The sequence below is a fragment of the Herbaspirillum sp. 1130 genome (assembly GCF_017833835.1).
Classification (GTDB): domain Bacteria; phylum Pseudomonadota; class Gammaproteobacteria; order Burkholderiales; family Burkholderiaceae_D; genus Herbaspirillum; species Herbaspirillum huttiense.
This window is the reverse complement of the sequence record NZ_JAFICQ010000002.1, coordinates 509,219-534,570: the sequence shown is the minus strand read 5'-3', so window position 1 is coordinate 534,570 and position 25,352 is coordinate 509,219. Positions and strand designations below refer to the sequence as shown.

19 protein-coding genes are annotated in these 25,352 nt (G+C 63.6%); 14 read left to right on the top strand and 5 right to left on the bottom strand.

What is annotated here, in order from left to right; all coding sequences use genetic code 11:
- Window positions 1-26 precede the first annotated feature (26 nt).
- The 4 genes from JOD78_RS11205 (at window position 27) to JOD78_RS11190 (ending at window position 5,583) form a co-directional block, all read left to right on the top strand.
- Window positions 27-1,628, top strand: coding sequence for a sensor histidine kinase (locus tag JOD78_RS11205; RefSeq protein ID WP_209568053.1), 1,602 nt, complete (start codon window positions 27-29; stop codon window positions 1,626-1,628).
- 1 nt (window position 1,629) lies between these two features.
- Window positions 1,630-1,914 carry a DUF4212 domain-containing protein gene (locus JOD78_RS11200; protein ID WP_121042998.1) on the top strand — a complete coding sequence of 95 codons (285 nt, stop codon included), beginning with the start codon at window positions 1,630-1,632 and terminating at the stop codon, window positions 1,912-1,914.
- Complete coding sequence (locus JOD78_RS11195) at window positions 1,904-3,955, top strand: sodium:solute symporter family protein (protein ID WP_209568055.1); 2,052 nt, start codon at window positions 1,904-1,906, stop codon at window positions 3,953-3,955. The genes JOD78_RS11200 and JOD78_RS11195 overlap by 11 nt, the downstream gene beginning before the upstream one ends.
- Before the next feature lie 248 nt (window positions 3,956-4,203).
- Window positions 4,204-5,583: an MFS transporter gene (locus JOD78_RS11190; RefSeq protein ID WP_209568057.1), complete on the top strand. Its 1,380-nt coding sequence runs from the start codon at window positions 4,204-4,206 to the stop codon at window positions 5,581-5,583.
- Window positions 5,584-5,688: 105 nt separating this feature from the next.
- Here JOD78_RS11190 and JOD78_RS11185 read toward each other — a convergent pair whose 3' ends face one another.
- The 4 genes from JOD78_RS11185 to phaZ form a co-directional block, all read right to left on the bottom strand.
- Window positions 5,689-6,624, bottom strand: coding sequence for a transglutaminase family protein (locus JOD78_RS11185; protein WP_209568059.1), 936 nt, complete (start codon window positions 6,622-6,624; stop codon window positions 5,689-5,691).
- A gap of 1 nt (window position 6,625) precedes the next feature.
- Window positions 6,626-9,127, bottom strand: a complete 2,502-nt coding sequence (locus tag JOD78_RS11180) for a circularly permuted type 2 ATP-grasp protein (RefSeq protein WP_209568061.1) — start codon at window positions 9,125-9,127, stop codon at window positions 6,626-6,628.
- Between the two features lie 93 nt (window positions 9,128-9,220).
- Complete coding sequence (locus JOD78_RS11175) at window positions 9,221-12,616, bottom strand: transglutaminase family protein (RefSeq protein WP_209568063.1); 3,396 nt, start codon at window positions 12,614-12,616, stop codon at window positions 9,221-9,223.
- Window positions 12,617-12,854: 238 nt separating this feature from the next.
- Window positions 12,855-14,081: a polyhydroxyalkanoate depolymerase gene (phaZ, locus tag JOD78_RS11170; protein ID WP_121042986.1), complete on the bottom strand. Its 1,227-nt coding sequence runs from the start codon at window positions 14,079-14,081 to the stop codon at window positions 12,855-12,857.
- A gap of 338 nt (window positions 14,082-14,419) precedes the next feature.
- On the opposite strand from phaZ, the gene JOD78_RS11165 reads away from it, so the two are divergent.
- The 5 genes from JOD78_RS11165 (at window position 14,420) to JOD78_RS11145 (ending at window position 19,344) form a co-directional block, all read left to right on the top strand.
- A complete protein-coding gene (locus tag JOD78_RS11165) occupies window positions 14,420-15,076 on the top strand; it encodes a glutathione S-transferase family protein (RefSeq protein ID WP_034338352.1) in 657 nt (218 codons plus the stop codon).
- Between the two features lie 82 nt (window positions 15,077-15,158).
- Window positions 15,159-15,602, top strand: coding sequence for a cupin domain-containing protein (locus JOD78_RS11160; protein ID WP_121043100.1), 444 nt, complete (start codon window positions 15,159-15,161; stop codon window positions 15,600-15,602).
- Window positions 15,603-15,860: 258 nt separating this feature from the next.
- The gene (locus JOD78_RS11155) at window positions 15,861-17,288 is read left to right on the top strand and encodes a circularly permuted type 2 ATP-grasp protein (protein WP_034338355.1); all 1,428 of its coding nucleotides are present in this window, start codon (window positions 15,861-15,863) and stop codon (window positions 17,286-17,288) included.
- A 1-nt stretch (window position 17,289) separates the two neighbouring features.
- Window positions 17,290-18,294 (top strand): alpha-E domain-containing protein, encoded by a 1,005-nt coding sequence (locus tag JOD78_RS11150; protein WP_034338357.1) that lies wholly within the window; start codon window positions 17,290-17,292, stop codon window positions 18,292-18,294.
- Between the two features lie 171 nt (window positions 18,295-18,465).
- Entirely contained in the window at window positions 18,466-19,344 is an 879-nt protein-coding gene (locus tag JOD78_RS11145; RefSeq protein ID WP_088754567.1) for a peptidase, read from the top strand.
- Between the two features lie 159 nt (window positions 19,345-19,503).
- On the opposite strand, the gene purM is transcribed toward JOD78_RS11145, so the two are convergent.
- Window positions 19,504-20,547, bottom strand: coding sequence for a phosphoribosylformylglycinamidine cyclo-ligase (purM, locus tag JOD78_RS11140; protein ID WP_121042984.1), 1,044 nt, complete (start codon window positions 20,545-20,547; stop codon window positions 19,504-19,506).
- A gap of 104 nt (window positions 20,548-20,651) precedes the next feature.
- On the opposite strand from purM, the gene JOD78_RS11135 reads away from it, so the two are divergent.
- The 5 genes from JOD78_RS11135 to folK all read left to right on the top strand — a co-directional run bounded on the left by JOD78_RS11135 (window position 20,652) and on the right by folK (window position 25,352).
- Window positions 20,652-21,734 carry an AI-2E family transporter gene (locus JOD78_RS11135; RefSeq protein WP_034338366.1) on the top strand — a complete coding sequence of 361 codons (1,083 nt, stop codon included), beginning with the start codon at window positions 20,652-20,654 and terminating at the stop codon, window positions 21,732-21,734.
- A gap of 123 nt (window positions 21,735-21,857) precedes the next feature.
- Window positions 21,858-22,574, top strand: a complete 717-nt coding sequence (gene hda / locus JOD78_RS11130; protein WP_034338369.1) for a DnaA regulatory inactivator Hda — start codon at window positions 21,858-21,860, stop codon at window positions 22,572-22,574.
- On the top strand, window positions 22,571-23,254 hold the full coding sequence (locus JOD78_RS11125; protein WP_034338372.1) for an HAD-IB family hydrolase: 684 nt from the start codon (window positions 22,571-22,573) through the stop codon (window positions 23,252-23,254). Before hda ends, JOD78_RS11125 begins: the two co-directional genes overlap by 4 nt.
- Window positions 23,251-24,861: a polynucleotide adenylyltransferase PcnB gene (gene pcnB, locus JOD78_RS11120; protein WP_134135487.1), complete on the top strand. Its 1,611-nt coding sequence runs from the start codon at window positions 23,251-23,253 to the stop codon at window positions 24,859-24,861. The genes JOD78_RS11125 and pcnB overlap by 4 nt, the downstream gene beginning before the upstream one ends.
- 5 nt (window positions 24,862-24,866) lie before the next feature.
- Window positions 24,867-25,352, top strand: a complete 486-nt coding sequence (gene folK / locus JOD78_RS11115; protein ID WP_134135489.1) for a 2-amino-4-hydroxy-6-hydroxymethyldihydropteridine diphosphokinase — start codon at window positions 24,867-24,869, stop codon at window positions 25,350-25,352.

Genomic DNA, 25,352 nt, shown 5'->3' with positions numbered 1-25,352 from the left:
ACTGGCACGCCGCGCGCTGATCCCCCATGACCGCGCGCGATCCTTCCCCCGCCGCTGCCTCCGCCCCGCCGCCCGAGGCCGCGCCGGAGTCCACTGCCGCTCCCGCTGCTCCCACGCCCCGCAAGAAGCGCCGCGCCGCCCTGGCGACGCAACCGGTGGAACGCATCCAGCGTTCACTGTTCGGCGAGATCCTTGACTGGATGCTGGCCCCGCTGCTGCTGCTGTGGCCGATGAGCATCGCCATCACTTACCTGATTGCGCAGTCGATTGCCAACCAGCCCTTCGACCGCGCGCTGGAAGACAGCGTGACCGTGCTCGCGCAGCAGGTCTCGGAAGTCAACGGCAAGGCGGTGGCGCGCCTGCCGGTATCGGCACGCGACCTGCTGCGCGCCGACGACATCGACAACATCTACTACAAGATCACCGGCCCCAATGGCGAATATGTCGAAGGCGACGTCGACATGCCGCAACCGCCAGCCGACGAAGATCGCATCACACTTGGCACGGTGCAATTCCGCAACGACATCCTGCACGGCAGTGATGTACGCATCGCCACCCTGCAGGTAGACCTGCGCCGCAGCGCCGCCCAGCGCGCTGCCCAGCGCGAGCCGCGCATTGCCACCGTGCAGGTCGGCGAGACCCTGGAAAAGCGCGCGCAACTGGCCAATGAAATCATCAAGGGCGTGATCCTGCCGCAGTTCGTGATCCTGCCGGTGGCGCTGGCGCTGGTGTGGTTCGCACTCTCGCGCGGCCTGTCTCCGCTGTCGGAATTGCAGCAGCGCATCCGTGCGCGCCGTCCCGACGATCTCTCGCCCATCGACTCCGGCCAGGTGCCGGAAGAGATTTCCCCGCTGGTGCGTTCGCTCAACGACATGCTGGCACGGCTATCGCAGACCATCGCCATCCAGAAGCGCTTCATTGCCGATGCCGCGCACCAGATGAAGACGCCCTTGGCCGGCATGCGCATGCAATCCGAACTGGCGCTGCGGCAAGATGACCAGGACGACGTGCGCCGCTCTCTGGAACAACTGGCCAAGAGTTCGGAAACCGCCACGCGCCTGGTCAATCAATTGCTGTCACTGGCGCGCGCCGAAAACCAGCAATCGCAATCCGGCGGCATGGTCCCGCTGGAGTTGAACGAACTGGCACGCAGCGTGGTGCAGGACTGGGTGCCGATGTCCTTCACCCAGCGCATCGACCTCGGCTTCGAGCAGCCGGATCACCCCATCCTCATCACCGGCAACCCGGTGATGCTGCGCGAACTGTTATCCAACCTGCTGGACAATGCCCTGCATTACACACCGCACGATGGCAATGGCCGCGTCACCGTACGGGCGCGCACCGATGAGGGCGGAGGCCTGGCCATCCTCGAAGTGGAAGACAACGGTCCCGGCATTCCGGTGGCCGAACGCACCAACGTGTTCGAACGTTTCTATCGCATCCTCGGCACGCCCAGCACCGGCAGCGGCCTGGGTCTGGCCATCGTGCGCGAGATCGCGCAGCAGCATGAGGCGATCGTCGAGATCACCCACAATCCGCGCAGCAGCGATCCCAAATATCCGGGCAGCCTCTTTCGCGTGAGCTTTCGCATGATGCCGCGCACGCCCTTCTTCGACGACATCACCTGACATGGACCACGGCACGCCTCCCCCGGACCCCGGCAACCAATGGCACCGCACCCGCCGCATGACGGCCTGGCTGCTGGCGCTGTGGTTCGCCGCCACGTTCTTCTTCATCTACTTCGCACGCGAACTGGACCGGGTACACCTGTTCGGCTGGCCGGTCTCCTTCTACATGGCCGCGCAGGGCATGATGCTGATCTACCTGGCCATCGTGGTCATCTACGTGCGCCGCATGCGCCGCATCGAACAACTGGTCCGACGTGAACAAGGCGAGCACTGGCATGGAGAGTAACAAGGACTTCTTCCGGCGGCTGTGCCGCTACTATGGTTTCTATACGCTGGGCTTCATCATCTTCCTGTGCGTGCTGGCCATCCTGGAGCGCGAGGGCATGCCGCGCTCGTGGATCGGCTACCTGTTCCTGTTCGTCACCATCGGCCTGTATGCCGGCATCGGCGTGGTCTGCCGTACCTCCGACGTGCCCGAATACTACGTCGCCGGACGGCGCGTGCCACCGCTCTTCAACGGCATGGCCACGGCCGCCGACTGGATCTCGGCGGCGACCTTCATCAGCCTGGCCGGCGGCCTCTACCTGCAGGGCTTCGACGGACTGGCCTACATCCTCGGCTGGACCGGCGGCTACGTCCTGGTGGCCCTGCTGATCGCGCCCTACCTGCGCAAGTTCGGGCAATACACCATCGCCGATTTCCTGGCCGCGCGCTATCCGGGCAGACCCGGCAGCCACGGGGTCAACGTGATCCGCATCCTGGCCGTGGCGGCCACCATCCTGATCTCCTTCACCTATGTGGTGGCGCAGATCTATGGCGTGGGGCTGATCACTTCGCGCTTCACCGGCATCGATTTTTCCATCGGCATCTTCCTCGGGCTGGCCAGCATTCTGGTGTGCTCCTTCCTGGGCGGCATGCGCGCCATCACCTGGACCCAGGTGGCGCAATACATCATCATCCTGTTCGCCTACCTGATCCCGGTGATCTGGCTCTCGGCCAAGCATGCGACGGTACCGGTGCCGCCGGTGGCCTATGGCGCGGTGCTGCCCAAGCTCTCGGCGCTGGAACACAAACTGGAAGACGACCCCAAGGAAAAGGAAGTGCGCAAGATCTTCCAGGCGCGCGCCGATGACTACGACCGCAAGCTCAAGGGCCTGCCGCAATCCTGGCTCGATGGACGTGTGGAGGCGCAAAATCAGGCCGACCAGGTACGGCGTGATAGCCACGCTTCGCTGGCCGACATCAAGGCCGCCAGCCGCGCGCTCTCGTCCTATCCCAAGTCCCCCCAGGAGGCAGAACGCAAATGGACCGAAGCACGCGCGGCCAATCTTGCACGCGCGCAGCCACCGGTCTCGCAGACCGAACCCTTCCCCGGTCGCGACGAGCAGAGCTCGGACATCAAACGCAACAATTTCCTGGCGCTGGTGTTCTGCCTGATGCTGGGTACGGCGGCGCTGCCGCACATCCTGATGCGCTACTACACCACGCCCACCGTGGCGGGGGCGCGCAGCTCGGTGTTCTGGACGCTGTTCTTCATCATGCTGATCTACCTCACCGTGCCGGCGCTCACCGTACTGGTGAAATACGACATCTACACCTCGCTGGTGGGCAGCAGCTACAGTCACTTGCCGGACTGGGTGTATTACTGGGCCAACATGGACAAGCTCAATCCACTGGTCTCCATCAACGATCTCAATCGCGATGGCCTGGTGCAGCTGGGCGAGATTTCCATGGATGGCGACATCATCGTGCTGGCCATGCCCGAGATCGCCGGCCTGCCGTATTTCGTCTCCGGACTGGTGGCGGCAGGCGGACTGGCGGCAGCACTCTCCACCGCGGATGGGCTGCTGCTGACCATCTCCAATGCGCTCTCGCATGACGTGTATTACAAGGTGGTCGACCCCAGCGCTTCCACGCAAAAACGCGTGACCATCTCCAAGCTGCTGTTGCTGGTAGTGGCGCTGCTGGCGGCCTATGCCGCCTCATTGAAACCGGGCGACATCCTCTCCATGGTCGGTGCGGCCTTCTCGCTGGCGGCCTCCACGCTGTTCCCGGCGCTGGTGCTGGGCGTGTTCTGGAAGCGTGCCAACCAGGCCGGCGCGATTGCCGGTATCATCTGCGGCTTCCTGATGTGCGTGTATTACATGCTGCACACCAACCCCGCCTTCGGCGGCAGTGCCGCCGGGCAATGGTTCCACATCGCGCCGATCTCGGCCGGCATCTTCGGCGTCCCGGTCGGGATGGCTGCCATGGTCATCGTCAGCCTGCTCACGCCGCCTCCCGATGAAGCCACCATCGCCCTGATCGATCATATCCGTACCCCCTGAGCAGAACCGCCCGACGCCAGCGCCCATGGCTGGTTTGGGTTTTCGGACAGTTTCCTTCAGCGTGCCTGTTCTACCCTGCCCGCTCAACGCCAGCGGACGGGGGCCTTTGCGCTTTCCTTCACAAAACACGATTGTGTTCGATCACCGCACATATGCGCACTGACCGAACACAATACTTCTGCATTGTTTTATACTTTTCGCACAAAAAATAAAACAGCCGTACCCCCCAACATCCAGAAGAGAGAGACATGAGACCAGACACCCCTGCCCTGGACGTCCAGGCGTTCATCAACCGCGAGCCCTTCTCGCGCTATCAATGGCTGATCTTCGCGCTGTGCTTCTTCGTCGTCCTGCTGGACGGCTTCGACACCGCCGCCATCGGCTTCATCGCCCCCTCGCTGCTCAAGGACTGGGGCATCGCCAAGCCGGACCTGGCTCCCGTGTTGAGCGCCGCGTTGTTCGGCCTGGCCGCCGGTGCGCTGACGTCGGGCCCCCTGGCCGACCGCTACGGCCGCCGCAAGATCCTGCTGCTGTCGGTGCTGGTGATGGGCGTGGCCTGCCTGGGCTCGGCCTTCGCCGGCAACCTGCAGGAACTGACCATCCTGCGCTTCCTGACCGGCCTGGGCCTGGGCGCGGCCATGCCCAATGCGGTCACGCTCACCAGCGAATACAGCCCGGCCGCGCGCCGCGCCATGCTGACCAATGCCATGTTCTGCGGCTTCCCGCTGGGCGCAGCGCTGGGTGGTTTCCTGGCGGCGTGGATGATTCCGCTGTGGGGCTGGCGCAGCGTGCTCATGCTGGGCGGTGCCGCCCCGCTGCTGCTGTTGCTGGTGATGCTGCCCAGCCTGCCGGAATCGGTGCGCCACATGGTGGCCAAGGGCTATGCGGCCGAGCGCATCGGCGCGGTCCTGCGCCGCATCTCTTCTTCAGCCGCCGCTTTCAATCGCTTCACCCTCACCGAGACCGGCCCGCAAGGCGAAGCCCCCACCGGCAAAAGCGGCATCGCCCTGCTGTTCGAACCGCGCTACCTGGTCGGCACCTGCATGCTGTGGCTGGCCTACTTCATGGGTCTGGTGATCTTCTATGCGCTGGTGAACTGGATGCCGGTGCTGTTCAAGGATGCCGGCCTGGCACCCAAGACCGCCACGCTCATTGCTGCGCTGTTCCCGCTGGGCGGCGTGGGAGCCATCCTGTTCGGCTGGCTGATGGACCGCTACAACGCCAACCGCGTCATCGCGATCGGCTTTGCCGCCACTGCGGTGGCGGTGTTTGCCATCGGGCAGGCGGCGGGCAATGTGGGCGTGCTCACCGTCGTGGTGTTCGTGGCCGGTACCTTGATGAATACCGCGCAATCTTCCCTGCCCGCGCTGGCCGCCGCCTACTATCCGACCCGTGGCCGCGCCACCGGCGTGGCCTGGATGCTGGGCGTGGGGCGCTTCGGCGGTATCGCCGGTTCCTTCCTGGTGGCCGAACTCACGCGCCGCCAGCTGGGCTTCAGCGAAGTCTTCGCCGTGGTGGCCGTGGCCGCGCTGGTGTCCACGGTGGCCTTGCTGGTCAAGCAGGCCTCGGACCGCAATCGTCCCGATGGCGGCAGGCCGCTGATGGTGGCGGACGCAGGCGCACACTGAGCGCAACCCTGAGCCTGGCGGAAAAACAAACATGGCCGCTATTCCCTCGAATAGTGGCCATCGTGTTTTGTGGCGACGCGGCGGCAACAATACAGAAAATTGCGCTCAGATCGACAGCTGCAAACCCTGCGCCTCTTCGCCCGGCAACACCGTCACTGCTACCTGCATGGTCTGCTGCCCGCCGCCGATGAGTACGCCGCGCAAGGGTGAGATGTCGAGGAAATCGCGTCCCCAGCCCAGCGTGATGTGACTGGTATCGGGGAAGACGCCATTGGTCGGATCGGCGTCGATCCACGTCCCTTCGCCGCCGTCCACGCCGGGGCAATACACCGAGACCCAGGCATGCGAGGCATCGGCCCCGATCAGGCGCGGCTGTCCCGGGGGCGGCTCGGTGAGCAGATAACCGCTCACATAGCGCGCCGCCAATCCGATGGAGCGCAGGCACGAGAGCATCAGGTGCGCGAAGTCCTGGCACACGCCGCGCCGGTTGACGAAGACTTCGGTCACCGGTGTGGACACAGTGGTGGCGGCCGGATCGAAGGCGAATTCCTCATGGATGCGCATCATCAACGCACGCACCCCCTCCACCACCGACAGGCCCGGGCTGAAGCACTCGGCCGCATAGCGGATGAACTCGCGCTTGATGCGCACGTGCGAGGATTCGAACAGGAAATTGGACGCCTCCAGCATGCCCGGTGCCATGATGCGGCCGCCGTGATAGGCCATCACCGTGGCCGCTTCCTCCCACTGCATGCCGGGCTGCGGCTGCGCACGCGGCGTGAGCGCGACCCAGGAATCCGCTTGCACGTCGAGACTGGTGTGGTCGGTATCGAGCGAGAAGGCCTTGATGACGTTGCCGAAATTGTCTTCGTAGCTGCGCACCAGTTGCGGCGACGGCAAGACGTTGACGGTGTGCGAGAGACATTGCTGCCACGGCAGTTCGCGCGGCGTCAGGTGCAGCACCTGGTGCGACAGCCGCACCGGCAGCGAATACTGGTAAGTGGTCTGGTGATGGATGCGGTAGACGGTGCGCTCGCTCATGTCATACCCCCTGGCTGACCGGTGCGGTCAGCGGCGTGAAGTAATGGCGCGAGAGATCATCCGAGAGCATGTAGCCGCCGCTGACGGCATCGCGCATCAATTGCGTCAGGCGCGCATTGGCCTCGGCGACGTTGGGATGATCGTGCGCAAACTCGGCCAGGTTCATCGCCTCCAGCTGGCTGGTCAGGTGCGCAGGAATGGTCATGCTCAGCAAGCCCAGCTGCTGGGCGATCTCGGCCATGTATTGCTGCAGCATGCGGAACTGGTAGGCCATGCCATGCGGATTGCTGACGTCGAACACCAGCAGGTGCAGCACCGGCAGCCACTCCGGCGTGCGGCGATAGCGCACGCGATAGGTGACGATGCTGCTGGCCGCCTCCAGCAGCCACGACAGTGCCGCCGTCTGGCGCTGCGGCGGCAGGCGCAGGAAGTTGTCGAAGAGCGCCGCCATGTTGGCCATGCGTTCGATGTGGCGGCCCACCATCAGGAACTGCCAGCCGGCATCGCGCGTCATGTCATCCAGCGCATGACCGGCCAGGCCCGAGCAGGCATCGATGACGTTGCCCAGCACATGCTGTGCAGCGGCTGGTGTGTTGATGCGTTCCTGCACCATGGCCGGCATCTTGGTCAGGGCGTGCCAGTTGTCCAGCGACAGATGTTCTCGCACCTGGTAGGCGGCATTGGCGAGCTGGCGCAACTGCGTGGCCACGCTCACCGGCGCCGAAGGATCGACCACGGCCGCCTGCAGGCTCTGCTGCAGGCCGGTGATGGTCGGACGCGGTTCGGATTTGGGCATCTGCACGCCGAGCTGGCTGCAGATCCACGAGACACTGCCCAGCATGCCACGGCTCTCGGTCTGGCCATCCATGGTGTATTGCAGGGTGGTGCGCAAGAGGCGCGAGAGATTTTTCACGCGCTCCGAATAGCGCCCCATCCAGAACAGGTTCTCGCCCGAGTGCGAGGACACATCCACCGTGCCCCTGATGACCGTGACGTTTTTTGCACCATGGCCGTCATCGGCCATGGCCGGGTCCGGGCGCTCCTCTTCACGCAGCACCCACACATCCTTGCTGGTACCGCCCTGCTGCATCGAGACCACGTCGCGCCGCTGGCGTGGCGCCACGCGTGTCAATCCACCCGGCATGACCTGATAGCCACCTTCGCCATCGGCCACCGCAAACACGCGCAGGCTGATGGTGCGGTTCATCAAACGATAGTCACCGCTGCGCGACATCACCGGCGCTTGCGACAGGCGCACCCATTCCTGGGCGGCGTAAGCGTGCGGCTGCAATTGCAGGCTTTCGATCAGGCGACGGCGCGCGGTGCCCGTGACGGTATGGCCAAACACCGGTTGCATGCGCATCGAAGAAAACGCCGGCACGATCACCAGTTCATCCAGATGCGCCAGTGTGTAATCGAGCGCCGGCTTTTCGCCGCACCACCACGACGCTACCGAAGGCAGCAGCAACGATTCGCCATACAGGCGCTCGTTGATGGCCGGCAGGAAGCCGTGCAGTGCAGTCGATTCCAGCACGCCGCTGCCCAGCGAATTGGCGATGACCACATTGCCCAGTCGCGCAGCCTGTGTCAGGCCCGGCACACCGAGGGCGGAATCGGCGCGCAGTTCCAGCGGATCGCAATAGTCATCGTCCATGCGGCGCAGGATGGCGTGCACGCGGCGCAGGCCGTTCAGGGTCTTCAGAAATACCTGGTCGCTGCGCACCGTCAGGTCCACCCCTTCCACCAGCGGGAAGCCCAGCGTGTGCGCCAGGAAGGCATGTTCGGAATAGGTTTCGTTGTAGGGGCCGGGCGTGAGCAGCACGATCAGCGGCACTTCACCCTGGGCCGGGGCCAGGCGCGTCAACATCGCGCGCAAGGTGTGGAAGTAGCGGTGCGGCGACTCCACGTGCATGTCGCGCAGCGCTTCCGGCATGGCGCGCGACATGATCTGGCGGTTCTGCAAGGCATACCCGGTACCGGACGGACCTTGCGTGCGGTCCGACACGACCCACCAGGTGCCGTCGGCCGAGCGCGCCAGGTCGATGGCATACGCATGCAGATGCACGCCACCGGGCGGCTGCCAGCCGTGGCAGGGCATCAGGTAGCCGTGCTGGCCGAACACCAGCGCGGGCGGCAGCAGACCTTCGGCAATCAGGTGCTGGGGGCCGTAGATGTCGGCGAGCAAGCCGTTCATCAGCCGTGCGCGCTGGGCCACGGCACGTTCCAGGAAATCCCATTGTTCGGAGGACACCAGGTGCGGCAGCAGGTCCAGTTCCCAGGGCCGGTTGGCCCCCTTGGGGTCGGCATAGACGTTGTAGGTCACACCATCGGAGGCGATGGCGTCACGTACCTCGTTGGCGCGCCGGCGCAGCATCTCCGGCGAGAGGTTTTCAAGCTGGTCGATCAGCGTTCGCCAGTGCGGGCGCAGGCGGCCGTCAGCCGCCAGCATCTCGTCGTAACGATCACTGGCGACGGGATAGCTTTCCAGGAGACGCTGGGGCATAAGTCATTGGCGGCCGGGTGGCGCACGCGCCGGGAGCAGGTCCCGTGCGGCGTGTCGCCTTGCAAGCGGCGCGGGGCCGCGCCCGGCTCAGTTTTAGAAGTAGCGTAAGTCTAACGTAAAAGGAAACTCGATAGACGCCCGCGCCGGGGTGACCTGCCATTTTCCCGGGGTATGGTTCATGCGGAAATAGCGCGCCAGGCGGCGGCTCTCCGCCTCGAAGGCATTGACCGGGAAGGTTTCGTAATTGCGGCCGCCCGGATGCACCACGTGATACTGGCAACCGCCCAGGCTGCGGCCATTCCAGGTATCGACCAGGTCGAAGGTCAGCGGCGAATCCACCGGAATGGTCGGATGCAGCGCCGAAGGCGGCTGCCAGGCCCGATAGCGGATGCCGGCCACGAACTGGCCGACGATGCCGGTGGGCTGCAGCGGCACCGAGACGCCGTTGCAGGTCAGCACGTATCGATCGGAGGCCATGCCGCTGATCTTGACCTGCAGCCGTTCCAGCGAGGAATCCACATAACGCGCCGTGCCGCCGCCGCTGTTCTCCTCGCCCAGCACGTGCCAGGGTTCGAGCGCGGTGCGCAATTCGACCTGCATGCCCTTGACCGCATAGTCGCCGATCTTGGGGCAACGGAATTCCATGTGCGGCGCGAACCATTCGGCACGCATCGGATAGCCGGCCTCGTTCATGTCGGCCATCACGTCGGCGAAATCCTGTTCGATGAAATGCGGCAGCAGGAAGCGGTCATGCAGTTCAGTCCCCCAGCGCACCAGGCGCGCCGGCTTGTAGGGCTCCTTCCAGAAACGCGCCACCAGGCCGCGCAGCAGCAGTTGCTGGGTCAGGCTCATGCGTGCGTGCGGCGGCATTTCGAAGGCGCGCAATTCCAGCAAGCCAAGACGGCCGGTGGCGCTGTCGGGCGAATACATCTTGTCGATGCAGAACTCGGCGCGGTGCGTATTGCCGGTGACGTCGATGAGCAGATTGCGCAGCAGGCGGTCCACCAGCCAGGGCGGGCAATCGCCCTTGGCGACCTGCTTGTCCATCTCGCTGAAGGCCAGTTCGATTTCCACTGTCGAATCATTGCGCGCCTCATCGATACGCGGTGCCTGCGAGGTCGGGCCGATGAACATGCCCGAGAACAGGTAGGACAGCGAAGGATGGTTGTGCCAGTACGAGATGAGGCTGCGCAGCAGATCGGGCCTGCGCAGGAAAGGTGAATCACTGGTCGTGATGCCGCCCAGCACCATGTGATTGCCGCCACCGGTGCCGGAGTGATGACCATCGAGCATGAACTTTTCGGTCGTCAGACGCGAGGCGCGTGCGGCGTCATACAGGTGCGTGGTCTGCTCGACCAGTTCGCTCCAGTTGTTGGCCGGCTGGATGTTGACCTCGATCACGCCGGGGTCGGGCGTGACGCTGAACTTGCGCAGACGCGGATCGTGCGGCGGCTCGTAGCCTTCCAGAAGTACCGGCTGCTTCAGTTCCTCGGCCACCGCTTCGATGGCGGCCACTAGTTCGAGGTAATGCTCCAGTTGCGACAAGGGCGGCATGAACAGGTAGAACACGCCATTGCGCACCTCGGCGCACAGGGCGGTACGGGTCAGCCAGTTGGCCGATTCAAACGGGGCCGGTATCGCCTGGGTTGCGCTGCTCGTGGTTGCGGCATTGGCAGCATTGGCCGTATCGCCCGCCGCCGCCTTGCCTTCACCGCCAATGGCAGCCGCGTTGCTGGCCGCCTTCTTCAGGAGCGCAGCAGGCTCCTGCGGACTGCCCAGCTGACGGCGGATTTCGGCGCTGCTGGGCAGCGGGCGGAAGGCCTGGGTCGGATCGGCCGGATAGACGGCCGGATACTCGCCCTCCTTGACCCAGGGCAGCGAATCCAGCGGCAGGCGATAGCCCAGCGGCGAATCGCCCGGATACAGGTAGCAGCGCTCGCTGCGCAGGAACCACGCCCCGCTCTGCCAGCCACGGCCATCGTCGCGGCGCGCCAGCGGCAGCACATGGCCGACCGCGCTTTGCAGGCCCTGCGTGAAGACCTTCATCAGGCGCTCGCGCTCCTGCTTGTCATCCACGCGCGAATCAAAGGGATCGACATTGCCCGGCAGGCGGCGCTCGCGCCACATGTAGTAGAACACGTCTTCATAGGCCGGGAAGACATTCTTGCCATCCACCTGCAGGCGCTGTGCCACGCGGTGCAGGAAGTGGCTGGTGACGATCTTGTCGCTGACGTTGGGCTTGGTCTCGTCGCCGATCAATTCAGGATTCAGCCAGATCGGTTCGCCATCGCGGCGCCAGTAGCAATTGAGCGCCCAGCGCGGCAGCTGCTCCCCGGGATACCACTTGCCCTGACCGAAATGCGGCAGGCCCTGGGCGGCATACTTGTCGCGCATGCGGTGATACAGCTCGGCGGCCAGCGGCTTCTTGGTCGCACCCAGGGCGGCGGTATTCCACTCCGGTTCGTCCGGATGGTCCAGCGACACGAAGGTCGGTTCGCCGCCCATGGTCAGGCGCACGTCATTGGCCTGCAGGTCGGCATCGATGGCATGGCCCAGCTTCTCGATGGCGGCCCACTGCTCTTCGGTGTAGGGCTTGGTCACGCGCGGCGCTTCCCAGATGCGCTTGACCGACATCAGGTGCTCGAACTCGACTTCGCAAGGATCGACCAGGCCGCTGACCGGCGCAGCCGAGGCCGGCTCCGGTGTGCAAGACAAGGGGATATGGCCTTCTCCGGCAAACAGGCCCGAGGTCGGATCCAGCCCGACCCAGCCGGCACCGGGCAGATAGACTTCGCACCAGGCGTGCAGGTCGGTGAAATCGGCCTCGGGACCGGAAGGGCCATCGAGCGACTTCTGGTCGGCGGTCAGTTGGATCAGGTAGCCCGACACGAAGCGCGCCGCCAGCCCCAGGTGGCGCAGCAACTGCACCAGCAGCCAGGAAGAATCGCGGCAGGAGCCGGATTTCAGTTCCAGCGTTTCTTCCGGCGTCTGCACGCCGGGTTCCATGCGGATGGTGTAGCCGATGTGGTCGGCCAGCTTCTGGTTCAGCGCCACCAGGAAATTGGCGCTGCCGATCTTCTCGCGCGGAATGCTCTTGAGGAATTTTTCAAACAGCGGCGACAGCGGCAGCTTCTGCCGGTAGGGCAGCAGTTCGTTCTGCAGGTCCTTGGCATACTCGAAGGGGAACTCCTCGGCATAGGGTTCGAGGAAGAAATCGAAGGGATTGATGACCGACATTTCGGCCACCAGATCGACCTCGATCTTGAATTCGGTGGTCTTCTCCGGGAACACCAGGCGCGCCAGGTAGTTCGATTCCGGGTCCTGCTGCCAGTTGATGAAGTGCGGCTCGGGCAGCACGCGCAGCGAATAGCTCAGGATGCGGGTACGGCTGTGCGGGGCGGGACGCAAGCGGATGACTTGCGGACCCAGGTTGATGGCACGGTCGTACTTGTAAGAGGTGACATGGTTCAGGGCCACGTGGATCGACATGGAATTCCTTTACGACAAGCAAATGGTCAAGCGCGGGGCTTGGTTGTTGGCGACATGCGGAGCAGATCTCCTGCATACCTTGTTTTTCTTACCGCCTGATTACTTTCCTGGTGACTTTCCGGTTGGGGCTGCCTCGTTGTGAGTGTATGTGAGAGTGTAAGTGCCGGGGGAAGAAAAACTTAATCTTTCGATCCTGAAAACTAAGTTTTTCACTCGCATTGGCAAGTACGCCGCAAGCTTACCTGTGATGCATGTTAATGAAATCCCGCAGGCGCGGATAGATCTCGTTGTCCCAGCGCCGTCCGTTGAAGACCCCGTAATGTCCCACGGCCGTCTGAACATGGTGCAGGCGCATGTAGGGCCGGATGTTGCTGCACATTTCCTGTGCGGCCACGGTCTGGCCGACCGCGCAGATATCGTCCTTCTCGCCCTCGATGGTAAAGAGCGCCGTGCGGCGGATGGCGCGCGGGTCGACCACGCGCTCGCGATAGGTCAGCTTGCCCAGCGGCAGCGCATGTTCCTGGAACACCGTGCGCACCGTTTCCAGGTAGAACTCGGCCGGCAGGTCGGCCATGGCGAAATACTCTTCGTAGAAATCCTTGATTTGCGCGGCCTGCGCCTCCTCGCCCTCGACCAGATGGTGATACAGCTTGCGGAAGGCGTCGACGTGGCGGTTCAGGTTCATGTTCATGAAGGCGCTCAACTGCACGAAGCCCGGATAGACCCGCCGCCCGGCCCCGGCATGGCGGGCCGGGACGGTGCTGATCATGTTCTTCTCGAACCAGCTGATCGGCTTGCTCTTGGCCAGCGCATTGACGGCCGTGGGATTGACGCGGGTGTCGAGGGGCCCGGCCATGAGCGTCATGGTGCGCGGCTGGGCCGGATGATTGTCCTCGGCCATCACGGAGGCGGCGGTCAGCGCCGCCACGGTCGGCTGGCACACCGCCAGCAGGTGCGCACCGGGGCCCAGCTCGGCGAGGAATCCGATCACGTGCGAAACGTATTCATCCAGGCCAAAACGGCCGTGCTCCAGGGCAACATCGCGGGCATTGCGCCAGTCGGTGATGTAGACGTCGTGATCGCGCAGCAGGGTCTTGACGGTGCCACGCAAGAGCGTGGCGAAGTGGCCCGACATGGGCGCCACCACCAGCACCTTGGGCTGCACGGCCGAGGTTTCCTTGCGGAAATGCAGCAGACCACAGAAGGGCGTGGCGCTGATTTCCTCCTCGTGCACCGCAATTGTGCGTCCGCCGTCGAGCACCTCGCCGATCTCGAAGGGCGGGCGCGCATGGGTCAATTGCGTCCGCGCAAAAACCTCGCAGGCCGAGGCCATCTTGCGCAACGCCGGATTGACCGGAACGCCAGGCCAGGTCGCCCCCAGCAGGGGTGCCATCATGCGGGCACAGGCCCGCAGCGGATCGGTGGCGTCGGCGTAGTTCTGGTAGAGCTGATAGGTATTGATCATGAAGCGCCGCCCTCGGTTGTCTCTTTTTGGTGTCCGCTCGCCATGGCGACGATGCAATTGTCGTGCCATTGATGGGCCGCCAGCCCGCCTGCGCGCAGCTTTTGGGAGTTTTCCAGCGGCTTTGGTGGCCGCGCGGAAATGCCGGCGGTGCGTGGCCTGCCGTTCCCGCGAGCTGGCACAAGCCTTGCAAGTAGTGGTACGCGGTCCGCTCCTGTGGCCCGTGTCCTTCCCGAGCGCAGACGGGGCGGACGATGAAGATGATGACCATGAACAAGACACCGCCGCTCACGCGGCCGCGTGCCCAAAGTCAACCTGCACAAAACAGATAAAGGACTGACATGCCTAAGACGACTTTGCGCATCACCAGCAAGAACTACTCCTCGTGGTCCCTGCGCGGCTGGCTCATGGCCAGGTTCGCCGGGCTCTCTTTCGAGGAAGACATCGTGCCGCCGGACGACCCGTCGGCACGGGCAGAGATCCTGCTGCTGTCTTCCTCCATCCTGGTACCCAGCCTCCACCATGGCGACGTACTGGTATGGGATACGCTGGCCATTGCCGAATATCTCAACGAAATCCGCCCCGGCGCCAAGCTGCTGCCGGCCGACCTCGCCGCCCGTGCGCATTGCCGCTCGGTGTGCGGCGAAATGCATTCGGGCTTCTCGGCCCTGCGCGCGGCGCTGCCGATGAACCTCAAGGGCCACTTCCCCAACTTCAAGGTGTGGTCCCGCGCCGAAGCCGACATCGTGCGCATCACCACCATCTGGAAGGAGTGTCTGGCCAAGTACGGCGGACCTTTCCTGTTCGGCGAACAGCGCACCATGGCCGATGCCATGTATGCGCCGGTGGTGACGCGCTTCATGACCTATGACGTCAAGCTTGATCCCATCTGCACCGCCTATGCCAAACGCATCATGGCCATGCCGGAGATGCAGGAATGGATCACCGCCGCCAAAAAGGAACCGGAGGACATCGACGAACTGGACGTGGAATTCTAGGGCGCGCGCAGCACCGGCAGGAAAAGTCGCGCCCGTTTTTGTCGCAGGCCCATGGCGGGAGACCGCAGAAAGGATGGATGTGATGAATACCGTAGCGGAGGCAAGCGTACTGGCGCAGAACAGCTTTTCGCATGTGAGCGAAGGCGACACGCCCTATGAAACGGGAGGGCTGCGCGACTTCTTCCTGTATCGCGACCTGGGCATTGCCGCGGCCACCGGCGGCCAGGTGGTGGCGCAGCTGGTCAAGGCCAACATGGCCCCGGAAACGGGCACCGGATGGCATCGGCACGAGGCCAACTTCCACATCGTCATCATGTTGAAAGGCTGGGCGCGCTTCATGTACGAGACCGAAGTCACGCTGGTCAAGGCCGGGGATTGCGTGCACCAGCGGCCGGGCATCGTGCACTTCCTGTTCGACTATTCGCCCGACATGGAGTATCTGGAAATCGTTAGTCCGGCCGACTTCAAGACCATCGACATGCCGGCTCCCTGCGAGGTTCCCGCACCCACGCCATGGAATAACTGAAGCCGCTGCGGGTCTGCGTTTGATGGCAGCAGACCCGCGCGGGCGAGGAGCAAAAGCATGCAATTTTCCTCTGTCAAAAAATTCAAGCCTCTGTTAGTCTTTCTTCATGCACGCTGGCGCTGGCGTGCAGCGGCAGTCCCCTAGCGCCATCGCATTACGCTGTACCCACGCTGTAGTTTTGCCGTACCCACCGCCTCTGTTTTCGTTACAACCTACTTAGAAAGATTCCCGCTCCCCACGGGAACACGAAGCAAATCTATGGCACATTTTTTTGATGAGATGTATTCAGGAGGCGCAGGCAGCGAAGCAGGTCAAGTGCGTCAGCACTATGCAGAATTCGCCAGCTGGCTTTCGGCGCAGTCGCCCGAAATCATCGCCCGCAAACGTGCCGAATCCGACCTGATCTTCCGCCGCGTCGGCATTACCTTCGCCGTCTATGGAAACGATGCCGGCACCGAGCGCCTGATCCCCTTCGACATCATCCCGCGCATCATCCACAAGGCCGAATGGGCCAAGCTGGAAGCGGGACTGGTCCAGCGCGTCAAAGCGCTCAACATGTTCATCCACGACATCTATCACGAACAGAAGATCGTCAAGGCCGGCATCATCCCGCCCGAGCAGATCTTCCAGAACGCCCAGTACCGGCGCGAGATGCAGGATGTGAACGTGGTCAACGACATCTACGCGCACATCGCCGGGGTCGACATCGTGCGGGCGGGCGAAGGTGAATTCTACGTCCTGGAAGACAACCTGCGCGTGCCCTCCGGCGTGTCCTACATGCTGGAGAACCGCAAGATGATGATGCGGCTCTTCCCGGACCTGTTCAAGCGCCACAAGATTGCGCCGGTCGATCACTATCCCGACCTGCTGCTGGACAACCTGCGTTCGGTGGCGCCGGCCGGCGTGACCGATCCGACGGTGGTGGTGATGACCCCGGGCATGTACAACTCGGCCTACTTCGAGCACGCCTTCCTGGCCCAGCAGATGGGCGTGGAACTGGTCGAGGGACAAGACCTCTTCGTCAAGGACAACGTGGTCTACATGCGTACCACGCGCGGCCCCAAGCGGGTCGACGTGATCTATCGCCGCATCGACGACGACTTCCTCGATCCGCTGGCTTTCCGTCCCGATTCGGCGCTGGGCGTGCCGGGCCTGCTGCAGGCCTATCGCGCCGGCAAGGTGACGCTGACCAATGCGATCGGTACCGGTGTGGCCGACGACAAGTCGATCTATCCGTATGTGCCGGACATGGTGCGCTTCTATCTGTCCGAGGATCCCATCCTCAACAACGTGCCCACTTACCAGTGCCGCAAGAAGGAAGATCTTTCCTACACCCTGGCCAACCTCGAAAAGCTGGTGGTCAAGGAAGTGCACGGTGCCGGCGGTTACGGCATGCTGGTCGGCCCGGCTTCCACCAAACAGGAGATCGAAGACTTCCGCGCACGCATCATTGCCAAGCCTGATGGCTACATCGCCCAGCCCACGCTGGCCCTCTCCGTGTGCCCGACCTATGTGGAATCGGGCATCGCCCCGCGCCACCTGGACCTGCGTCCGTTCGTGTTATCCGGCAAGCAGATCACCATGGTCAAGGGCGGCCTCACGCGCGTGGCCCTGAAGGAAGGCTCGCTGGTGGTGAACTCGTCGCAAGGCGGCGGCACCAAGGACACCTGGATTCTGGAGAAATAAGATGCTGAGCCGTACCGCCGATCACCTCTTCTGGATGGCCCGCTACACCGAGCGCGCCGAGAACACCGCCCGCATGCTCGACGTGCACGTGCAGACCGCCCTGCTGCCGCAATCGGTCGACGACGCCGAGCAAGGCTGGCGCGCCGTGCTGGGCATCTCGGAACTGCTCTATGGCTACAACCAGAAATACGACAAGCTCACGCAGAAGGACGTCATCGACTTCATGGTGCGGGACCCCAACAACCCGTCCTCGATTGCCTCCTGCCTGCGCCAGGCGCGCGAGAATGCGCGTGCCGTGCGCGGCGCGCTGACGACCGAAGCGTGGGAGATCCAGAACGCCACCTGGATCAAGATGCAGTCCTATCTGCAAACCAATGCGCTGGAGCAGAACCCGAGCGATTTCTTCGAATGGGTCAAGCATCGCTCGCACCTCTCGCGCGGCGTGACCATCGGCACCATGCTGGAGGATGAGGCTTTCCACTTCATCCGCCTGGGGACCTTCCTGGAACGTGCGGACAACACGGCGCGCATCATCGACGTCAAGTTCCACGGGGCCAAGGAAACGCAATCGCAGAAGCAGAATGGCCAGTCGCAATCTCAATCCCAATCGCAAAGCCAGTCGGCGCGCGATGAAGCGGGACAGCTGGACTTCTACTACTGGGCCGCGATCCTGCGTTCGGTGTCGGGCTTCGAGATCTACCGCAAGGTCTATCGCGACGTCATCACGCCCGAGCGCGTGGCCGAGCTGCTGATCCTGCGGGCCGACATGCCGCGTTCGCTGCTGGCCTGCATGGGCAACGTGATCTCCAATCTGCATCATGTGCGCAATGATGTCTCGGCCGATACCGAGCGCTTTGCGGGCAAGCTGCACGCCGACCTGAAGTTCGCCCGCATCGAGGAAATCCTGGAAGCCGGGCTGCACGATACGCTCACCGAATTTTTGGAGCGCATCTTCGAACTGGGCAATCGCATCAGCCGCGATTTTCTTGTTCCTTTGGCAGCGTAAGCCGCCCCGGCTGTGCTTCGCGCGCAAGAAAGAAGCACAGCCGCTGTCATCTTTTCGGGAAACAGGCCGTTACTGTAGGTACGTCACGACAGATGCCCCCGGCGCGCACGCTCTGGCACCGGGCCTTACGGTAAAATCCGGCTTTCCGTTTCCACGTATCACTTTTCCATCATGACCTACTGCGTAGCCATGCGCCTCAACAGCGGCCTGGTGTTCCTGTCCGATTCGCGCACCAACGCCGGAGTGGACCATATCGGCACCTTCCGCAAGATGAGTGTTTACGAGAATCCGGGCGACCGCGTGATGGTCATGATGACCGCCGGCAACCTGTCGATTTCGCAATCCATCCGCCAGATGCTGACCGACCGCACCAATGCGGAAGGCCGCAGCATCTGGACCGCCACCTCCATGTACGAAGCCGCCCAGATCCTGGGCGATGCCATCCGCGCCGTGCATGACCGCGAGGCCGCCGAGCTGAGCAAGTTCGGTATCGATTTCAACGTCAGCATCATCTTCGGCGGCCAGATCCGTGGCGAGCGCTGTAGATTGTTCCAGATGTATTCGGCCGGCAACTTCATCGAGTCGCACGACGAGAACACCTACTTCCAGATCGGCGAATCCAAGTACGGCAAGCCCATCATTGACCGTGTCGTCACGCCGCAGACCTCGCTGGACGAGGCCGCCAAGTGTGCGCTGATCTCCATGGATTCCACGCTCAAGTCCAACATCTCGGTGGGCTTGCCGCTGGACCTGCTGGTCTATGAAAGCGAAGACCTGGCCGTGACCCGCTTCGTGACCATCGACGAGCAGAACCAGTATTTCCAGATGATCCGCCGCAGCTGGGGCTCGCAATTGAAGCGCGTCTTCGAGGCCATCGATGATCCGGTCTGGGATGCCCCGCCGGAAGATACTCTGAACGTGCTCTCCACCGCTGCCGACATCAGCGAGCCGGTGCGCGTGCCGCCGCCCAATGGCGTGGCGCGTGGGCTGCAGGCCGTGCCGCGGCAGATCCTGGCGGAGCAGGATGGGGATGTCGGGCAGGCGAGCTGAACTCACTGTTAATTTTTTCTTGCTGGAAACTTAGTTTTTGTTTTAACAAAACTAAGTTTTCATCCGGCGAGAAATTCTCCGCCGGAAATAAAAAAGGCTGCATTCCTGAGAATGCAGCCTTTTACTTTATAAATCGTTAAAACGATTTACAGGGATCGATCAGCGCACGATGGTCTGTGCTTCGCCTTCGGCGCGGGCGCGGATGGTCCCGATACGGTAGACGGTTTCACCGGCGGCCTTCAGATGGGCTTCAGCGGCGTCGGCGTTTTCCTTGGAGACGATCACGGTCATGCCGATGCCGCAGTTGAAGACGCGGTGCATTTCCGCATCAGCCACGCCGCCATGCTGCTGCAGCCAGGTGAACAGCGGGGGCATGGTCCAGGACTTGGCGTCCAGTTCGGCCGTGAGGTGATCCTGCAGCACGCGCGGGATGTTCTCGACCAGGCCGCCACCGGTGATGTGGACCATGCCCTTGACTTCCAGCTTCTCCATCAGCGACAGCAGCGGCTTGACGTAGATGCGGGTCGGAGCCATCAGCACATCGGCCAGCTTGCGGCCGTGGAAGTCGGCTTCCAGGTCGGGCTTGGCCACGTCCAAGATCTTGCGCACCAGCGAGTAGCCGTTGGAGTGCGCGCCCGAGGAGGCCAGGCCCAGCACCACGTCGCCTGGGGCGATCTTGGTACCGTCGATGATCTTGGACTTTTCCACCGCGCCGACCGCGAAGCCGGCCAGGTCGTATTCACCGTCCGGGTACATGCTGGGCATTTCCGCGGTTTCACCGCCGATCAGGGCGCAGCCGGCCTGTTCACAACCGGCGGCGATGCCCTTGATGACATCGGTGGCCGAGGGCACGTCCAGCTTGCCGCAGGCAAAGTAATCCAGGAAGAACAGCGGCTCGGCACCCTGCACCAGGATGTCGTTGACGCTCATGGCCACCAGGTCGATACCGACCGTATCGTGGCGGTTCAGGTGGAAAGCCAGCTTGAGCTTGGTGCCCACGCCGTCGGTGCCGGACACCAGCACCGGTTCCTTGTACTTCTTGCTGATTTCGAACAGGGCACCGAAACCGCCAATGCCGCCCAGCACGCCTTCGCGGGTGGTGCGCTTGGCGAACGGCTTGATCGCTTCGACCAGGGCGTCACCGGCATCGATATCGACGCCAGCGTCACGGTAGGAGAGGGAGACATTGGAAGGTGAAGTCATGATGAAATATTGCCAGTGAAGACGGTAAAATAGGGGATTCAGGGCGGAAGTGCCCCTGCCAAGCCGTGATTTTAACAAAACCGCCACCCGCGAACTCCGAATCCATGCCTTTTTCTTTGTCCGAAGAGCAAAAACAGAACCTGGCGTGGCTGATTGTCGGCATTTTGCTGTTGGCGCTGCTGGTGGCGCTGGGCCCGATGCTCTCGCCCTTCGTCGCCGCCGGCATCATCGGTTATGCGCTCAACCCGGGCGTGGACTGGATCGCCAGCCGCCGCATCGGCCCGCTGCGGATCCCGCGTTTCGTGGGCGTGACCATCATGGTCTTGCTGCTGATCCTGGCCGGACTGGCGCTGGTGCTGATCGTGGTGCCTTTGGTACTGCGCCAGATCCCGCTGCTGCAGGCCCAGGTGCCGCCGCTGCTGGACAAGCTGAATGCCTTCCTCTCGCCGCGCCTGCACCAGCTGGGCATCGACGTGCGGCTGGACCTGGCGGGCATCAAGGCTTTGCTCACGCAACAGATCAGCACCAGCGGCGACGAGCTGTGGAGTTCGGTGCTGGCTTCGGCCAAGGTCGGGGGCACGGCGCTCTTGGCCTGGCTGGCCAACCTGCTGTTCGTGCCGATGGTGCTGTTCTACCTGCTGCAGGACTGGCATCCCTTCCTCAAGCGCCTGCAGATCATGATCCCGCGCCGCTGGGCCGGTCGCGTCAATACCATGGCGGCCGAGGTCGACAGCCTGCTGGGACAGTACTTGCGTGGACAATTGCTGGTGATGCTGGTGCTGGCGGTCTATTATTCGGTTGCGCTCACTGCCGCCGGATTTGACAGCGCCCTGCCGGTGGGCGTCCTGACGGGCCTGCTGGTGTTCATTCCCTATGTGGGCTTCGGCCTGGGGCTGGTGCTGGCGATCCTGGCGGCCATCCTGCAATTCGATGGCGCCATCGGCTTGCTGTGGGTGGCCCTGATTTATGGCGTGGGACAGGTGCTGGAAAGCTTCATCCTCACGCCCAAGCTGGTGGGCGAGCGTATCGGCCTGCACCCGCTGGTGGTGATTTTCGCGCTGCTGGCCTTTGGCCAGCTGTTCGGTTTTGTCGGCGTGCTGCTGGCGCTGCCGGCCTCGGCCATCGTCTCGGTGATCGCCATGCATGTGCGGCGCGAGTATCTGGCCAGCAATTTTTACAACCGTTGAAGAGTTTATGATTGATCACAGCCTCCCTGCCCTTGCAGGACGCTGCGCAGGCTCGGGCGCTTGGCGCCGTCCTGCATTAACTGGCCGCAAGCAGCTTGCGGCCCTCGTAGCTGATAGCCACCGATGAAACAGATTCCGCTCGATTTGAGCGCGGACCAGCCGCAAAGCTTCGACAGCTTCGTGACCGGCCGCAACGCAGAACTGCTGGAGCGCTTGAAGCTGCTGGCCACGGCCGGCGTGGACAAATCCATCCAGACCGGCAGTGCCAGCACCGACCGCTTCATCTACCTCTGGGCCGAAGCCGGTGCCGGCAAGACCCACCTGCTGCACGCCCTGGCCACCAAGGCCGGCCAGGAAGGCAACCGCGCCCGCCTCATCAGTGCCGACTCCCCCGAGTCGGCCTTCGACTACAGCCCGCAGACCAGCCATTATCTGCTCGACGACGTCGATCAACTGTTCGAGGAACAGCAGATCGCCGCCTTCAACCTGTTCAACCAGATCCGCGAACAGGGCGGCTGCATGGTCTGCACCGGCACCCTGCCCCCGACCCGCCTTGAGTTGCGCGAAGACCTGCGCACCCGGCTCGGCTGGGGCCTGATCTACCAGGTGCACGACCTGTCGGATGACGAGAAGATCGCCGCCCTGCTGCAGATCACCCTGGACCGCGGCCTGGAAATTCCCCCGGCCGTGATGATGTACATGCTCACCCACTACCGGCGCGACATGCCCTCGCTGTCGCGCATGCTCGACGCGCTGGACCGCTACTCGCTGGCCACCAAGCGCGCCATCACCCTGCCCTTGCTACGCGAACTGTTACAACAGGAATCCGGAGAACAATGAACCTCGCCCTTTTCGATCTCGACCATACCCTGCTGCCGCTCGACTCCGACCACGAGTGGGGCGAATTCATGGCGCGCATCGGCGCCGTGGATGCCGACAGCTTCCGCAAGGCCAATGACGAATGGTTCGCCCATTACCAGAACGGCACGCTCGATCCGGTGGCCTATCTGGAATTCGCGCTGGGCAACCTGTCGCGCTTCCCGCGCACGCAGCTCGACGAGATGCACCTGCAATTCATGGACGAAGTTGTCAAGCCCGCCATCCTGCCGCAAGCCGTGGCCCTGGTGAAGAAGCACCTGGATGCCGGTGACCTGGTAGCCATCGTCACCGCCACCAACCACTTCGTGACCAAGCCGATCGCCTCGCACTTCGGCGTGGAACACCTGATCGCCGCCCTGCCCGCGCTCGATGACGCCGGCAACCTCACCGGCAAGCTCGACGGCACGCCGACCTTCGGCCCGGGCAAGATCGTCCACACCGAAGCCTGGCTGGAGCGTCTGGGCTTCAAGCTGGACCAGTTCGAACGCAGCTATTTCTACAGCGATTCACAGAACGACATTCCGCTGCTGGAACGGGTGACCGATCCGATCGCCACCAACCCCAACGACAAGCTGCTGGCGCACGCCCAGGCGCGCGGCTGGCCGGTGCTGAACCTCTTCGCCGACGGCCACGCGCAATGATCAAGAAACTGATTCGCTCCATCCTCGGCCGCGGCAAGGCTGCCGCCGCCGAGAGTGCCGAGCCCGTGAAAAAATCGCGCGCCAAGGCCGCTGCCGCAGGCGGCAAGATCGAGCCCGATGTGCTCGGGCCCAAAGAGCATGGCATCGATCCGGCACTGGTCTCGCCCAATGCGGTGCGCGTGACGCAAACCCTGCAGGATGCCGGCTACAAGGCCTTCATCGTCGGCGGTGCAGTGCGCGACCTGCTGCTGGGCATCAAGCCCAAGGACTTCGACGTGGCCACCAATGCCACACCGGAACAGGTAAAGCAATTGTTCCGCCGCGCCTTCATCATCGGCCGCCGCTTCCAGATCGTGCACGTGATGTTTGGACAAGAGTTGATCGAAGTCACCACCTTCCGGGGTGCCTCGGCCGAAGCCGCGCCCAAGGACGAACATGGCCGCGTGCTGCGCGACAACACCTTCGGCGAGCAGCATGAAGATGCCACCCGCCGCGACTTCACCATCAACGCGATGTACTACGATCCGGCCAGCCAGGCCGTGCTCGATTACCACGGCGGCATCGCCGACATCCGCGACAAGAAGCTGCGCATCATCGGCGAACCCGAAGCGCGTTACCGCGAAGATCCGGTACGCATGCTGCGCGTGGTGCGCTTCGCGGCCAAGCTCAAGTTCACCATCGATCCCGCCAGCAGCGCGCCGATCCGCGTGATGGCACCGCTGATCGACAACGTGCCGGCCGCCCGCGTGTTCGATGAAATGCTGAAGCTCCTGATGAGCGGCCATGCGCTCGCCTGCCTGCAGCAGCTGCGCAAGGAAGGCCTGCATCACGGCCTGCTGCCGCTGCTGGACGTGGTGCTGGAACAGCCGCTGGGCGAGAAGTTCGTCAGCCTGGCGCTGGCCAATACCGACGCCCGCGTCAAGGAAGGCAAGGGCGTCTCGCCGGGCTTCCTGTTCGCTTCGCTGCTGTGGCACCAAGTGCTGGAAAAATGGCGCGCCTACCAGGCTGCCGGCGAGTATCCGATTCCCGCCCTGCATCTGGCCGCCGATGACGTGCTCGATGCCCAGACCGAGAAGCTGGCCCTGCAACGCAAGATCGCCTCCGACATGCGTGACATCTGGGCCATGCAGCCGCGCTTCGAGCGCCGCGTCGGCAAGGCTCCGTACAAATTGCTGGAACACCTGCGCCTGCGCGCCGGTTTCGATTTCCTGCTGCTGCGCTGCCAGTCCGGCGAACTCGATGCCGAACTCGGTGAATGGTGGGAAGCCTTCATCGCCGGCAACGGTGCCGAGCGCGAAGAACTGATCGCCCGCAAACCGGCCGATCCTGCCGGCAGCAATGCCGGTCCCAAGAAGCGCAAGCGCCGGGGTGGACGCAGCCGCAGCAAGTCGGCAGGGGACACCGTTGAGAGCAGCGACAGCGGCAGCGAGCAGGAAGCCGCTGCCCCTGCGCCGGTGCGCGCACGCGCCCCCAAAGAAGCGGCCGATACGCCGGATGCACAAGCTGATACCGGCACGGGTGAGGCCCCCAAGCGCCGTCGCCGCCGTCGCAGCAGCGGCAGTGCCGGTGCTGCCGGTGGGGACAGCGCGCCGGCAGGCGACGACTGATCAACGTGGAATCGTCCTCCACGCTGGCCTGGATTGGCATCGGTGGCAACCTGGGCGACGCCCGCGCCACCGTCGAAGAAGCCATCGCCCATCTGGCCCGGCTGCCCGAATCGCAACTGCTGCGGAGCTCTTCGCTCTATCGCACCGCGCCCATCGATTCCAGTGGCGACGACTACGTCAATGCCGTCGCACTGGTCTCCACGTCACTGACCGCACTGGAACTGCTGCATGCGTTGCAGGCCATCGAGCTGCAGCACGGACGCGAGCGGCCCTATCGCAACGCCCCGCGCACGCTGGATCTGGATGTATTGATGTATGGAGAGGCGCAGCTGGAGGATGAAGAACTGATCGTCCCGCATCCGCGCATGGCGCAGCGCGCCTTCGTATTGGTGCCCATGCTGGAGATCGATGCGCAGGTGCGCATTCCGGGACTGGGCGCGGCGCGTGATTTCCTGGATGCCATCAACGATCAGCCGATCAGCCGGCTGTGA